A 13736-nucleotide genomic window follows, 5' to 3' on the forward strand; every position below is an offset into this window, starting at 1 on the left:
CACGCACCGTCGATCAGCAACCCGGTGGGGGTGGCGGCCAGCACCGCGGCGATGCGGTCCTGGACGGAAGGAGAAGTGGGGGCCTGGTCCGTGATGCTCATGTGTTCTGCCTCTCTGTTCGACGCCGGCCGGGGCACCGGGCGCCGGTGCCCGCTTCGGTGCGTCAACGGGGTGGTCGGACGGGCGGGCGACAGCTCTGGGCCCGCCCGTCCATGGTACGAGTGCGGGTGACGGACGCCACGCGGGCGACGTCACGGTGCGACGCCAGGCTAGGCCCCGGGTGTTGCCGGGAGATGACCGGTGGTACCCCGACAGGCCCAGAGTAGCCCTCCGCCCGGAAGGCAGAGTGCTGAAATTTCCCCTTCGGAATGGGCGGAGTGCACAGGTGCCCGGACCGCTGGGGGCAGCGGCCCGGGCCGTGCAGGGCTCAGGCGGAGCCGCGCCGCCGCTCGACCTCGGCGACGAGGCGGTGCTCGGCGTCGGCGCCGGGTCGGATCCCGGTGGGGATGCGCAGCAGGAAGACCAGCCCGAGCAGCCACCACAGCCCGAAGATGGTCCAGGCGGGCGCACTGAGGAAGGCGGGCATCCCGGGCAGGTACAGGCTGATGAGCCCGAGGCACAGGACCACCGAGAGCACGCCGATCGCTGTGCCGCCGCCGGCGCGGCCGCCGATCCGGAAGGGGCGCGCCATGTCCGGCTCGCGCCGGCGCAGGAGCACGAAGACCACGGAGACCAGCGCGTAGGCGATCACGATCGACGGCGAGCCGGAGTCCACCAGCCAGCCGAGCATCTCGGCGCCGAAGAACGGGGCCACGAAGGAGAGGGCGCCCACGAACAGCAGGGCGTTGGCCGGCGTGCCGTACCTGGGGTGCAGCCGGCCGAACCACCGGGGCACCATGCGGGAGTTGCCGAGCGCCCACAGCAGCCGGGACGCGCCCATGAGCAGGGAGTTCCAGGAGGTGAGGATGCCCGCGAGGCCTCCCGCGATGAGGAGGTTGGCCACGACCGGGCTGCCGAAGACGGAGCCCATGGCGTCGGCCACGGCGATGTCCGCGACGGCCAGGTCCTGGGCGGACATCGACGCGGAGGTGGTCAGGACGACCATGACGTACCAGGCGGCCGCGAGCAGGACGGAGACGATGATGGTCCCGCCGAGCTGCTTGGCCGGCAGGTGCATCTCCTCCGAGACCTGGGGGATGACGTCGAAGCCCACGAAGAGGAACGGGACGGTGACGAGCACCAGGAAGAAGCCGGCGGCACCGGGCGTGAAGAAGGGCTCCATGGTGGCCGCGGAACCCTGCGTGAACGCGCCGAAGAGCATCATCAGACCCACCACGAGCAGGAAGAGGATGACGAAGATCTGCACCACGGAGGCGTGCTTGACCCCCCGGATGTTGATCCCGGTGATCACGACCGCGGCGAGGGAGCCCACGAGCGCCCAGGTCAGGTTGACCTCGAAACCGGCCACCGTCCACAGCGGGATCTGGCTCAGGCCCGGGAAGAGGTACTGCGCGGTGCGTGGCACGGCCACGGCCTCGAAGGCCACGATGGTGATGTACCCGCCCGTGATGGCCCAGGAGCCGACGAAGGCCCAGCGGGCCCCCATGCCGCGCAGCAGGTAGTTGTGCTCCCCGCCCGCGTACGGCATGGCCGAGACGAGCTCGCCGTAGACGAGGCCGACGACGGACATGATCAGCCCACCGGCCACGAGGGCCAGCACGGCGCCCATGGTGCCGGCCTCGGCGAGCCAGTCGCCGGTGAGGATGACCCAGCCGAAGCCGATCATCGCGCCGAAGCCGAGGGCGATGGCGTCCAGGCGGCCGAGGACCTTCTTGAAGCCGTGGTCCTCGCGGTCCGGGACGAGCGGCGTCGCGCCCCGGGATTCGTTGGTGCTCATGGGGGTGGTTCCTTCTGTGGAGGACACCGGGGTGGGTGTCCGGTGCGGAGCGCCGCGCGGGGGTCCGGCGGCGACGGGACAATCTATACAGGCATTGTTTCGCGTCCGTGAGCTGTCCTCCGGCGGCCGCACGGTCGGCAGGGCGCCATTGGCTGCGCGCCCCATCCGTGATCTGCTGGTGCCGGGCAGCCACCGTCCCGCGACCGAAGGACCGCCATGCGCAAGCTGATCAACGACCCCGCCGACGTGGTCGAGGACCTCATTTCCGGGCTCACCGCCCGCAACCGCGAACTCGCCCGGGTGACCGGCCGGCCCGTCGTCGTGCGGGCGCGGCGGGCGGACGGGAAGGTGGCCCTGGTCTCGGGCGGGGGCTCCGGGCACGAGCCGGCCCACGCCGGCTTCGTGGGCCGCGGCATGCTCGACGCCGCCGTGTGCGGGCCGGTGTTCACCTCCCCGTCGGTGGACGCCGTGCAGGCGGCGCTGCAGGCGGTCGGCGAGGACCGGGACGTGCTGCTCGTCGTGAAGAACTACACCGGGGACCGCCTGAACTTCGGGCTGGCCGCGGAGACCGCGCAGGCCGCCGGGCGGACGGTGGCCACGGTCGTCGTGGCCGACGACGTCGCCCTGGGTGACACCGCCGGCGCGGGCCGGCGCGGGATCGGCGGCACGGTGCTCGTGCACAAGATCGCCGGTGCCGCCGCCGAGGCCGGCCGTGGCGTCGCCGAGATCCAGCGCCTGCTCGAGGCGTTCCTGCCGGGCATGGGCACCATGGGCCTCGCCCTGGGCCCGAGCCTCGCCCCCGGGGCCCACGCCCCCAACTTCGACCTCGGCGACGACGAGGTCGAGTGGGGACTGGGCATCCACGGCGAACCCGGCCGGGAGCGCGGCACCGCCGCGTCCGCCCGGCACGTCGCCTCCCGGCTGGTCGACGCCGTCGTGACCGACCGGGGATTGGTCGAGGGGGACCCCGTCGTCGTGCTGGTCAACGGGCTGGGAGCCACGCCGCCGCTGGAGCTGGAGATCCTCGCCGGGGAGGTGCTCGCGGCGGCCCGGGGGCACGGGCTCGACGTTCGCCTGTGCTGGGCCGGGACCCTGCTGACCAGCCTCGACATGCCCGGCGCCTCGGTCACCCTGGCCCGGGTGGACGAGGAGCTGCTGGATCTGCTGGGCGCCGGCACCGACGCCCCGGGCTGGGTGTCGCCCACCGTCCCCGCCGGCTCCCCGCAGGAGATCCCGGTGGACCTGCCCGACCCCCTGGCCGAGCTGACCGGCCCCGAGCCGGTGGACCCCGCGGTGCTCGACGCGCTGTTCCGCGCGGTGGACGCGGTCGGGGAGGCGGAGCCGCGGCTGACCGAGCTCGACCGGAAGGTCGGTGACGGGGACCTGGGCACCAACCTCGCCCGGGGCGCGCAGGCGCTGCGGGCGCACCGGGAGCAGCTCGGCAGCGCCCCGGACCTGCACACCTGGTTCCGGGCGGTCGCCCAGGTCCTGCAGCACGAGGTCGGGGGCACCTCTGGGCCGCTCTACTCCCTGTTCGTCCTGGCCCTCGGCGAGGCCTTCGCCCCCGGGGAGCGGCAGGCCCGGCCCAAGGTCCTCGCCGCCGGGTTCCAGGACGCCGTGGCCCGCCTGCAGGAGCTCGGCGGCGCCCGGGTGGGGGACTCCACCATGATGGACGCCCTCGTCCCCGCCGCGGAGGTCCTGTCCGGGACCGCCGCCGGGGAGCTCGATCCGCACCGGCTCGTGCCCCGGCTCCTGGCCCGGGCCGCGGAGGGGACGGAGGCGACCACCGGGGTGGTCGCCGGACTGGGCCGCTCCAGCTACGTGGGGAAGCGGGCGGTCGGCACCCCGGACCCCGGCGCCGTGGCCGTCACCGTATGGCTCGAGGCCGTCCTGCGGCCGTGGTCGGGCGGCTGAGCCGCGGCCCGTCCCGGTGCCCCGTGCCCGTGGCCGTGCCCTGGGACTAGGCTGGTCACCGCAGACCCGACCCGCAACGAGAGGACCCGGACGATGGACAACCTGGACAACCTGCCCAGCGCCTCGGTGGAGGAGATCCCCGAGGACGCGCGCATCCTGGACGTGCGCGAGGACTCGGAGTGGGAGGCCGGGCACATCGCCGGCGCCCAGCACATCCCGCTGCGCCAGCTCCCCGAGCGCTACGGCGAGGTCCCCGCGGACGAGGACGTGTACGTGATCTGCCGCTCGGGCGGGCGCTCCCTGAAGGCCACCGCCTACCTCCAGCAGTACGGCTTCGACCCGGTCAACGTCCTGGGCGGCATGGGGGCGTGGATGGACGCCGAGAAGCCCATGGTGTCCGAGACGGGCGAGACGCCGACCGTCCGTTGAGGTACGCCTACCTGGGTCCCGCCGGCACCTTCACGGAGGCCGCGCTGCTCGGCGTGGAGGGTGCCCGGCAGGCCGAGCGCCGCCCGGTGTCCTCCGTGCCCGTGGCGCTCGCGGCCGTCCGGGCCGGTGAGGTCGACGCGGCCATGGTCCCCATCGAGAACTCCGTGGAGGGCGGGGTGACCGCGACACTCGACGCCGTGGCCGTCGGCAGCGAGCTGCGCATCGTCCGCGAGGTACTCGTGCCCATCAGCTTCGTCCTCGTGGCCGCCCCGGGCACGGCGCTCGGCGACGTCCGCACCGTGTCCACGCACTCCCACGCCTGGGCGCAGGTGCGCAGCTGGATGGACCAGCACCTGCCGGGCGCGGACTACGTCCCGGCGTCGTCCACGGCCGCCGCGGCGCTGGCGCTGCTGCCCGGTGCGGGAGCGGACGCCGGCTTCGAGGCCGCGGTCTGCTCGCCCGTGGTCGTCGAGCAGCACTCCGAGCTCGAGGTGCTGGCGGAGGACATCGGTGACAACCGGGCCGCGGTGACGCGCTTCGTGCTCGTGGCCCGCCCGGACACGCCCCTGCCGCGGCGCACCGGCGCGGACCGGACCACGCTGGTCGTCCCGCTGTGGGAGGACCGGGCCGGGGCGCTGATGGAGATCCTCGAGCAGTTCGCGACCCGCGGGGTGAACCTCTCGCGGATCGAGTCCCGCCCCACGGGCAACTTCCTCGGGGAGTACTTCTTCAGCATCGACGTGGACGGGCACCTGCACGACGCCCGCGTGGCCGACGCGCTCGTGGGCCTGCGCCGGGTCTGCCCGAGCACCCGGTTCCTCGGCTCCTATCCGCGCGCGGACCACAAGGCCGCCACCGTGGCGCGGCACCACTCCGACGGTGCCTTCCGCGAGGCCGCGGCGTGGGTCGCCGAGCTGCAGGGCGACGGCCCGCACGCGGCGGCGCCGGCGGGGGACGGGCCCGGCACCGCGTAACGCGAGGACCCGCACCCCCCACCGCTTGTTAGCGATTGCGAATACATGCACCATGGGTGGTGCGGGCGCGTCCGTGCCCGCGCTCTTCAGCCGGTGTCGATCGACCCCCCGGGTCGGTGCCGAGCCCGACCGGAGGTGCCACCATGCCTGTTCCCGCCGCCCGCCGTCTCGCCCTCGCCGCCGCGCCCGCCGTCCTGGCCTGCGCGCTCGCCCTCCCGCCGGCCGCGGCCGCCGGGACCCCGGAGGTCCCCGTGGCCGTCCGCGCCGAGCTCGGCCCGGCCCCCGCGGTCGGCGACCCGCGGGAGGTCGGCGAGCTCGTGCCGGCCTCCCGGGTCACCGCCGGGACGAGGTCCTCGCTCCTGGACCGCGGGCAGGGCCCGCTGCTCGCGGTGGGCGGCGCCGTGGTCGCCCTCATGGGCGCGTTCGTGGCGGGCCTCAGCCGCCGGCCCGAGCCCGTCGACTGAGCCGGTCTCCTCGGCCCGCGGGACCGTTCCCGCCGGGCCGTTCCCGCGGGGCGGGCCCGCAGCCGCGGGAACGGCCCCGCGGAGTGGGCTGGTGGGGTGGGCCGTTGGGGCCCGGGCGTCAGTCGGCCTGGGACGGGGGCACCCGCACCGAGAGCGCGCCCGGAAGGATCTCGGACTCGAAGCCCCTGATCAGCCCGGTGCCGTCCCCGTCCACCTGGGACTCGATGGGCTCGTGGAACTCCACGCTCACCTTCTTCCCGGCGAAGAACTCGATCACCGGCAGGTCCCGGCGCTGCCGGAAGACCACCTTGGCGGCCATCATGGCCCACTCGAGCGTGCTGCGCGGGGACATCACCACGAGGTCCAGGACCCCGTCGTTGATCTTCGCCTGGGGCACGAGGATCATGCCCGCCGTGAGGATCCCGCAGTTGGCGGCCATCACGGAGCGCACCCGCCGGCTCTGCCACTCGCCGTCGTCGATCCGGAAGCGGGCCCACCGCGGCGGCGCGAACAGGTGCCGGACGCCGGCCTCCCCGTAGGCGGCCCAGCCGACCAGCTTCTTGAGCTCGTCCCTGGTGTCCGTCATGATCTGCGCGTCGAAGCCCGCCCCGCCCATCACACAGAACGCGTGGTCCTGCACCGTCCCGTCGTGCAGCTCCAGGCGGAACGTCGCCATGTCGATGGCCCGCTCCGCGCCGAAGAGCGCGATGTCCACGTTGCGGTGCGGATCGCCCAGGTCGGCCCCGAGGTTCCGCGCCAGGAGGTTGCCGGTGCCCAGCGGCAGCAGGCCCATCGGGACGTCCCCGTCGACGAGCGCCTCGGCGACGGCCCGCACGGTGCCGTCGCCGCCGGCGGCCAGGACCAGGTCGAAGCCCTGCTCCAGCGCACGGCGGGTCATGGAGGACCCGGGGTCGTCCTCCTCCGTCTCGAAGAAGACGGGATCCGGCAGCCCGCCCTTTCGGCAGCCGATGATGATCGCGTCACGGGCGAGGTCCGCGTCGGCCTTGATGGGGTTGATGACGACGGCGACCCGTTTCGGGGCCACGGGAGTGGCGGTCACGAGAGGACTCCTCGGTTCGGGGGTGGCGGGCGGCGTGCGGGGCACCGCCGCGCGGCGCGGCCGGGTGGATCGCGGTGGTCCTCCAGCCTAACCCGGTGGCCCCGCCGGGCCGTGGCACAGGACTTGGGTACCCTGTCAGGGTGATCGACATCAACCAGCTCCGTGAGAACCCCGACGACTTCCGTGCCTCGCAGCGTGCCCGCGGGGCCGACGTCTCCCTGATCGACCGGATCCTGGAGGCGGACGTCGAACGCCGCAACCTGATCACCGAGTACGAGAACCTGCGGGCCGAGCAGAACGCGTTCGGCAAGCAGGTGGCCCGGGCCCAGGGCGAGGAGAAGCAGGCGCTGCTGGCCGAGGTCAAGCAGCTGGCCGCGCGCGTCAAGGAGGCCCAGGCGGCGTCCGAGGCGGCGCGCTCCCGGCAGGACGAGCTCGTCGCCGTCGTCGAGAACCTCGTCCTCGACGGCGTGCCCTCGGGCGGGGAGGACGACTTCGTCGTGCTCCGGACCGTGGGCACACCGCGGGACTTCGCCGCCGAGGGCCTCGAGCCCCGCGACCACCTCGAGATCGGTGAGCTCGTGGACGGCATCGACATGGAGCGGGGCGCCAAGGTCTCCGGCGCCCGGTTCTACTTCCTCAAGCGCGACGTCGCCCGGCTCGAGACCGCCCTGCTGCTCATGGGCCAGGACCTCGCCCTGGACAACGGCTTCGTCCCCATGACCACGCCCAACCTCGTGCGCCCCGAGATCATGAGCGGCACGGGCTTCGACGTCGCCCACTCGGACGAGATCTACCACGTGGGCAAGGACGAGCTCTACCTCGTGGGCACCTCCGAGGTGCCCCTCGCCGGGTACCACGCCGACGAGATCGTCGACCTCTCGGACGGTCCGCTGCGCTACGCCGGGTGGTCCTCGTGCTACCGCCGCGAGGCCGGCTCCGGGGGCAAGGACACCCGCGGCATCATCCGCGTGCACCAGTTCAACAAGCTCGAGATGTTCGTCTACTGCTCCCCGGAGGACGCGGAGACCGAGCACGCGCGGATGCTCGCCTGGGAGGAGGAGATGCTCGGCAGGTGCGAGCTGGCCTACCGGGTGATCGACACCGCCGCCGGGGACCTCGGCACCTCGGCCGCCCGCAAGTTCGACTGCGAGGCGTGGGTGCCCACGCAGGGCAAGTACCGGGAGCTGACCTCGACCTCGAACTGCACCACCTACCAGGCCCGGCGGCTCAACGTCCGGGAGCGGCTGCCCGAGACCACGGACGCCGCCGGCAAGGCCCGCAAGGGCGGCACCCGCGCGGTGGCCACGCTGAACGGGACGCTCGCGACCACCCGCTGGCTCGCCGCGATCCTGGAGACCCACCAGCAGGCCGACGGGTCCGTGCGGGTCCCGGAGGCGCTGCGCCCGTACCTGCGCGGCCAGGAGGCCATCCCGGTCCGGCGCTGAACCGACGGGCCGCGTTCGGCCCGTGTTCATCTCAAACCGAAATCCTGCTCACCCTGTCGGTGTGATGTGGCACCATGTCCCGCATGACAAAAGAAAAGACGGCTGGCACCGAGGACCAGCACGAACTCGTCAACATCAATTCCACCGTCCCGCTCAAGGTCGAGCACTCGGAGGACCTCAGCGACGCCGTCGGTGGCACGACCGCGCCCGCCCGCTCCGCCGCCGACGTCCGGATCCCATTGAAGGTCCAGCCGCCCCGCTCCAACGGGTGGAAGAAGGAGGCGGGGGTCCGCTACCTCGTGGCCCTCGACGTCGACGGCACGCTGGTGGACCACGACGGCCACATGTCCCCGACGGTGCGCGACGCCGCCCGGGCCGTGCTCGAGGCCGGCCACCACGTGGTCATCTCGACCGGCCGCTCCAAGGGGGCGACCCTGCCCGTGGTCGAGCTCATCGGCCAGGAGCGCGGCTACGCCGTGTGCTCCAACGGCGGCATGACCCTCGAGCTGAACCCGGACCTGCCCGACTTCCACCGGGTCCTCGAGTGCGTCTCGTTCGACCCGAGCCAGGCGCTCAAGGCCCTCCAGCAGCGCCTGCCCACGGCGAAGTTCGCCCTCGAGACCGAGGACGGGTCCTTCTACTCCACGGAGCGCTTCCAGGACGCCTCCTTCGGCATCGAGGCCGTCGGCGTGGGCCTCCACGAGCTCGCCGAGATGCAGGCCGTGCGCATGGTGGTCTACAGCACCGAGCACACCCCGGAGGAGTTCGCCCTGGCCATCGAGGAGGCCGGCCTGCACGGGGTCACCTACTCCGTGGGCTGGAGCGCCTGGCTCGACATCGCCGCCAACGGCGTCTCCAAGGCCAGCGCCCTGGAGCAGGTCCGCCGCCGGCTCGGCGTGGACCCCTCTCACACGGTCGCGGTCGGCGACGGTCGCAACGACATCGAGATGCTCGACTGGGCCGCTCGGGGCGTCGCCATGGGCCAGGCCCCGGACGAGGTCGCGGCCGCGTGCCACGAGGTCACGCACACCGTCTACGAGGACGGGGTCGCCCGGATCCTGCGCTCCCTGGTCTGAGGTCCGCGGCTCGCCGGCCGTGGTCCTCGAGCAGGGGCCGCTCCACCGCGCTGCTCGCGGGCAGTGCGGGCCCGTCCCGTCGATCCGCCGGGCGGTCACCGACTCTGTGATGTGATCCACATCACATTCGGGAATGCGGAGTGGTATGATCACCGGCAGACCGGGTGACCACGTCATCGACGACGACCGAAAGGCGTGCCGTGATCGAGTACGTGTCCGACCGGTGGGAGCAGATCCTCTTCGCCAGCTGGCAGCACTTCTCCCTGGTGGTCCAGTGCCTCGTCCTGGCCACGCTCCTCGCCGTCGCCCTGGCCGCCCTGTGCTACCGCTCGCCCCGGCTCACGACCGTGGCCAACAACGTCTCCGCCGTCGGGCTCACGATCCCCTCCTTCGCCCTCATCGGACTGCTCATCGCCCCGCTGGGCTTCGGGGTCCTCCCCGCCGTCGTGGTCGTCACCTTCTTCGCCGTCCTGCCCGTCCTGCGCAACGCGGTCGTCGGGCTCGCGGGCGTCCCGCCGGCGACCGTCGAGGCCGCCCGCGGTCTCGGCATGGGCCGCGCCGCCACGTTCCTGCGGGTCGAGCTGCCGATGGCCTGGCCCGTCATCCAGGCCGGCATGCGCGTCTCGGCCCAGATGGTCATGGGCGTGGCGGCCGTCGCCGCCTACGTCCTCGGCCCGGGCCTGGGCGGCTTCATCTTCTCGGGCCTGTCCCGGCTCGGCGGCGCCAACTCCCTGGCGTCGGTCGTCACCGGTGTCGTGGCCGTCGTCGTCATCGCCCTCATCCTGGACGGGCTGCTCGTGCTGCTCGGCCGACTCACCACATCGCGAGGTATCCGTGCCTGACTCCGAGACCACCCCCCGAACCGACTCCTCCGTCACCGGGGCCCGGATCCTGCTGGAGAACGTCTCCAAGCGGTACCCCGGACAGGCCAGGGCCGCCGTGGACGGACTGACCCTGGAGATCCCCGCGGGCAGCATCGTCATGCTGGTGGGCCCCTCCGGGTGCGGGAAGACCACCACGCTGAAGATGATCAACCGGCTCATCGAGCCCACCGACGGCCGGATCGTCATCGACGGCCAGGATGTGACCTCGATGAACGGCGACGAGCTCCGCCGGGGGATCGGCTACGTCATCCAGGCCGGCGGGCTCTTCCCGCACATGAGCGTGGCCACCAACATCGGCATGGTCCCGAAGATGCTCGGCTGGGACAGGAAGCGGATCGCCGCGCGCGTGGACGAGCTGCTCGAACTCGTCTCCCTCGACCCGGCCGTGTACCGGGACCGCTACCCCCGGGAGCTCTCGGGCGGGCAGCAGCAGCGCGTGGGGGTGGCCCGCGCCCTGGCCGCGGACCCGCCCGTGCTGCTCATGGACGAGCCGTTCGGCGCCGTGGACCCCATCACCCGGCAGCGGCTGCAGGACGAGCTGATCAACATCCAGCAGGAGCTGCAGAAGACGATCGTGTGCGTGACCCACGACTTCGACGAGGCCGTGAAGCTCGGCGACTGGATCGCGGTCTTCGACGAGGGCGCCCGCGTGGTGCAGTATGACGCCCCCGAGCGCATCCTGGCCGAGCCCGCCGACGCGTTCGTCGAGGACTTCATCGGCTCGGGCGCCGGCCTCAAGCAGCTCACCCTCACCCGGGTCCGGGAGGTCGACCTCGTCCCCTCGGCGACCGCGCGGCCCGGCGAGGACGTGCGGACGGTGCTCGCGCGCGCCGACCGGGCCGGGCACCGGGACGTCGTGGTCCTGGACGACCGGGACCGCCCGCTGTCCTGGCCCGCCCGCCGCCAGCTGGAGCGCCTCGGCACGGTCCCCGACGACCGCAACGAGCGGCTGCCGCTGGTCGGCACGGGCGCCACGCTCAACGACGCCCTGGACACGATGCTCGTCTCGAGCACCGGGGCGGCCCTCGTCGTGGGGCCGCGGGACCGGTTCGAGGGCGTGATCTACGTGGAGACTGTCATGGCGGCGATCACGGAGGCCCGCCGGGCCGTGGACCCCGAGGACGCGCCGCTGGGGCACAACACCGGCGAGATGCCCACCGTGAGCTCGGCCGGTCCCGGGGGCGAGGACCGATGAGCACGCAGGCGGACCGGCCGGCGGCCGCCCAGCAGGAGCCCCAGGACGTTCCGGCACCCCGGGCCGCCGCCGACCCCGACCGCACGAGCTGGCGCGGGCTGCTGCTGCAGCCCGCCGCGATCCTCGTGGGCCTGGGCCTGCTGGCCCTGTGGCTGTCCACCACGGAGCTGACGGAGACCGAGGCGGTGACCCTGAACCCCGGATCGCTGTGGGAACTGACGGTGCAGCACCTGCAGCTCACCGTGGTGGCCACCGCGGTGGTCCTGCTCGTCGCCATCCCGATGGGCGTCCTCCTGACCCGCAAGCCGCTGCGCTTCCTCACCGGCCCGGTGATCACCGTGGCCAACTTCGGCCAGGCCGCCCCCGCGGTGGGCCTGATCGTCCTGTTCGCGTTCTGGCTGGGCTTCGGCTTCCGGGCGTCCGTCGTCGCCCTGATCGTCTACGCGATCCTGCCCGTGCTCAAGAACACCATGGTCGGCCTCGACGGCGTCGACCGCAGCCTCGTGGAGGCCGGGCGCGGCATGGGCATGAGCGCGCTCTCGGTCCTGGTCCGCGTCGAGCTGCCGCTCGCGGTGCCGGTCATGCTGGCCGGTGTGCGGACCGCCCTGATCCTGGTGGTCGGCACCGCCACGCTGGCCACCTTCATCAACGGCGGAGGACTGGGCCTGCTGATCACCACGGGCGTCAACCTCAACCTCGTGCGGGTGCTCGTCGCCGGCTCGATCCTCGTCGCGCTGCTCGCGCTGACCATCGACTGGATCGGCCGCATCGTGGAGCACGTCGCGCGCCCGAAGGGACTGCGATGAGAACGCCACGGACCACCGGCGCCGCCCTGGTGCTCGCCGGTTCCGCGCTGCTGCTGGCGGGGTGCGGCCTGGAGCCCTCCACCGCCTACGTGCCCGCCGCCGACCCGGGCTCGATCCGGCCCGTCGAGGGCGCCGAGGGGACCGAGCTGACGGTGACGTCCAAGAACTTCACCGAGCAGCTGATCCTCGGCAAGATCGCGGTGCTGGCCGTGGAGGCCGCGGGGTTCGAGACCCAGGACATGACCAACGTCCCCGGGTCCCAGCCCGTGCGCGAGCTCATGCTCTCGGGGGACGCGGACCTGACCTACGAGTACACCGGCACGGCGTGGCTCACCTACCTCGGCCACGAACAGGGCATCCCGGACCAGCAGGAGCAGTGGCAGGCCGTCCACGACGAGGACCTCCGCAACGGGCTCACCTGGGGGGCCCCGGCCTCGCTCAACAACACCTACGCCATGGCCGTCCGCTCCGAGTACGCCGAGGCCAACGGGCTGGAGACGGTCTCGGACATCGCGGAGCTGCCGGTGGCGGAGCGCACGTTCTGCGTGGAGTCGGAGTTCAACTCCCGCAGCGACGGGCTGACGCCCCTGCTCGCCCACTACGGCCTCGACCGCGGCAGCGAGGTGCCGGAGGAGAACATCGGGATCTACGACACCGGGGCCATCTACTCGGCCACGGACAACGGCGAGTGCAACTTCGGCGAGGTCTTCTCGACCGACGGGCGCATCCCCGCCCTGGACCTCACCGTCCTCGAGGACGACCGGCAGTTCTTCCCGGCCTACAACGCCGCCCCGGTCTTCAACACGGAGCTGCTGCAGGAGGTCCCGGAGCTCGAACAGGTCCTGGAGCCGATCTCCGAGGCGCTGACCGACGACGTGATGCAGGAGCTCAACCGGCAGGTGGACGTCGAGGGGCGCGACCCGGCCGACGTGGCCTACGAGTGGATGGTCTCCGAGGGGTTCCTCGTCGAGCCTTGAGCCCCGGCCGGCTCGCACAGCTGCAGCAGCCGTGCCGCCGCGGGCCGGGCGTCCCACTCCTCCTGCCACAGGGAGCGCGCCACGGCCTTGGAGACGGCCTGCGGAGTGATGCCCAGCTCGGCGGCCACGACCTTCTGCTGGCCGCGGGCCCCGGGGACGAGGAGGTCGACGACGCGCCACTCCGCGTCGGTGCGCTGGGCCACGATCCGCCCCAGCAGCCGCAGCACGGCCTGGGCCCGGGCCGCGTCCGCGGGATCCGCCGCGGCCACGCACACCGGCACCCGCCCGGCCAGGGCGGCGGCCTCGGCGGCGCGGTGCGCCTGCACCGTCCCGGGGCCGTCGGCGCGCAGGCCCGTCCTGCCCTCGGGGTCGGCCGCGGTCTCGAGCCGGACCGGTCCCACGCCGATCCCCACGCTCCACGCCCCGCCGCGCAGCCCGGCGAGGGCCGCGGCGACGGCCGCGTCCGGGTCCGCGGTGATGCCCTGCACCGTGTGCGGCCGAGCACGCTGGAACGGCACCACGGTCCCGACGTCCCCGAGCCGGCGCAGCAGGGCCGGCACGAGGTCTCCCGCCTCGTGGCGGCGCTGGTCCAGGCTCACGACGTACACGCTCCCA

Annotated in this window: 13 protein-coding genes; 10 read left to right on the forward strand and 3 right to left on the reverse strand. The window is 73.2% G+C overall.

Annotated elements, in window-relative coordinates:
* Positions 1–427: 427 nt before the first annotated feature.
* Complete coding sequence (locus RE027_RS11560; RefSeq protein ID WP_368808420.1) at positions 428–1897, reverse strand: APC family permease; 1470 nt, start codon at positions 1895–1897, stop codon at positions 428–430.
* A gap of 216 nt (positions 1898–2113) precedes the next feature.
* Here RE027_RS11560 and RE027_RS11565 point away from each other — a divergent pair, with 216 nt between their 5' ends.
* The 4 genes from RE027_RS11565 (at position 2114) to RE027_RS11580 (ending at position 5678) form a co-directional block, all read left to right on the forward strand.
* Positions 2114–3811 (forward strand): dihydroxyacetone kinase family protein, encoded by a 1698-nt coding sequence (locus RE027_RS11565; protein ID WP_368808421.1) that lies wholly within the window; start codon positions 2114–2116, stop codon positions 3809–3811.
* A gap of 93 nt (positions 3812–3904) precedes the next feature.
* Positions 3905–4240, forward strand: a complete 336-nt coding sequence (locus RE027_RS11570; protein ID WP_368808422.1) for a rhodanese-like domain-containing protein — start codon at positions 3905–3907, stop codon at positions 4238–4240.
* Positions 4237–5214, forward strand: a complete 978-nt coding sequence (gene pheA, locus RE027_RS11575; RefSeq protein WP_368808423.1) for a prephenate dehydratase — start codon at positions 4237–4239, stop codon at positions 5212–5214. The genes RE027_RS11570 and pheA overlap by 4 nt, the downstream gene beginning before the upstream one ends.
* Before the next feature lie 143 nt (positions 5215–5357).
* Positions 5358–5678 (forward strand): hypothetical protein, encoded by a 321-nt coding sequence (locus tag RE027_RS11580; RefSeq protein ID WP_368808424.1) that lies wholly within the window; start codon positions 5358–5360, stop codon positions 5676–5678.
* A 118-nt stretch (positions 5679–5796) separates the two neighbouring features.
* On the opposite strand, the gene RE027_RS11585 is transcribed toward RE027_RS11580, so the two are convergent.
* Positions 5797–6738 (reverse strand): diacylglycerol/lipid kinase family protein, encoded by a 942-nt coding sequence (locus RE027_RS11585; RefSeq protein ID WP_368808425.1) that lies wholly within the window; start codon positions 6736–6738, stop codon positions 5797–5799.
* Positions 6739–6878: 140 nt separating this feature from the next.
* Here RE027_RS11585 and serS point away from each other — a divergent pair, with 140 nt between their 5' ends.
* The 6 genes from serS to RE027_RS11615 all read left to right on the forward strand — a co-directional run bounded on the left by serS (position 6879) and on the right by RE027_RS11615 (position 13121).
* Complete coding sequence (gene serS / locus RE027_RS11590) at positions 6879–8183, forward strand: serine--tRNA ligase (RefSeq protein WP_368808426.1); 1305 nt, start codon at positions 6879–6881, stop codon at positions 8181–8183.
* 74 nt (positions 8184–8257) lie between these two features.
* Positions 8258–9259: an HAD family hydrolase gene (locus RE027_RS11595; protein WP_368808427.1), complete on the forward strand. Its 1002-nt coding sequence runs from the start codon at positions 8258–8260 to the stop codon at positions 9257–9259.
* A gap of 200 nt (positions 9260–9459) precedes the next feature.
* Positions 9460–10101, forward strand: coding sequence for an ABC transporter permease (locus RE027_RS11600; protein ID WP_368808428.1), 642 nt, complete (start codon positions 9460–9462; stop codon positions 10099–10101).
* Positions 10094–11338 (forward strand): ABC transporter ATP-binding protein, encoded by a 1245-nt coding sequence (locus tag RE027_RS11605; RefSeq protein WP_368808429.1) that lies wholly within the window; start codon positions 10094–10096, stop codon positions 11336–11338. Before RE027_RS11600 ends, RE027_RS11605 begins: the two co-directional genes overlap by 8 nt.
* Entirely contained in the window at positions 11335–12144 is an 810-nt protein-coding gene (locus tag RE027_RS11610; RefSeq protein ID WP_368808430.1) for an ABC transporter permease, read from the forward strand. Before RE027_RS11605 ends, RE027_RS11610 begins: the two co-directional genes overlap by 4 nt.
* A complete protein-coding gene (locus RE027_RS11615) occupies positions 12141–13121 on the forward strand; it encodes a glycine betaine ABC transporter substrate-binding protein (RefSeq protein WP_368808431.1) in 981 nt (326 codons plus the stop codon). Before RE027_RS11610 ends, RE027_RS11615 begins: the two co-directional genes overlap by 4 nt.
* Here the strand turns inward: RE027_RS11615 and RE027_RS11620 are convergent.
* Positions 13079–13729 carry a hypothetical protein gene (locus RE027_RS11620; RefSeq protein WP_368808432.1) on the reverse strand — a complete coding sequence of 217 codons (651 nt, stop codon included), beginning with the start codon at positions 13727–13729 and terminating at the stop codon, positions 13079–13081. The genes RE027_RS11615 and RE027_RS11620 overlap by 43 nt on opposite strands.
* Positions 13730–13736 lie beyond the last annotated feature (7 nt).

Source organism: Kocuria sabuli (assembly GCF_040981185.1).
In the GTDB taxonomy this organism is placed as follows: Bacteria; Actinomycetota; Actinomycetes; order Actinomycetales; family Micrococcaceae; genus Kocuria; species Kocuria sabuli.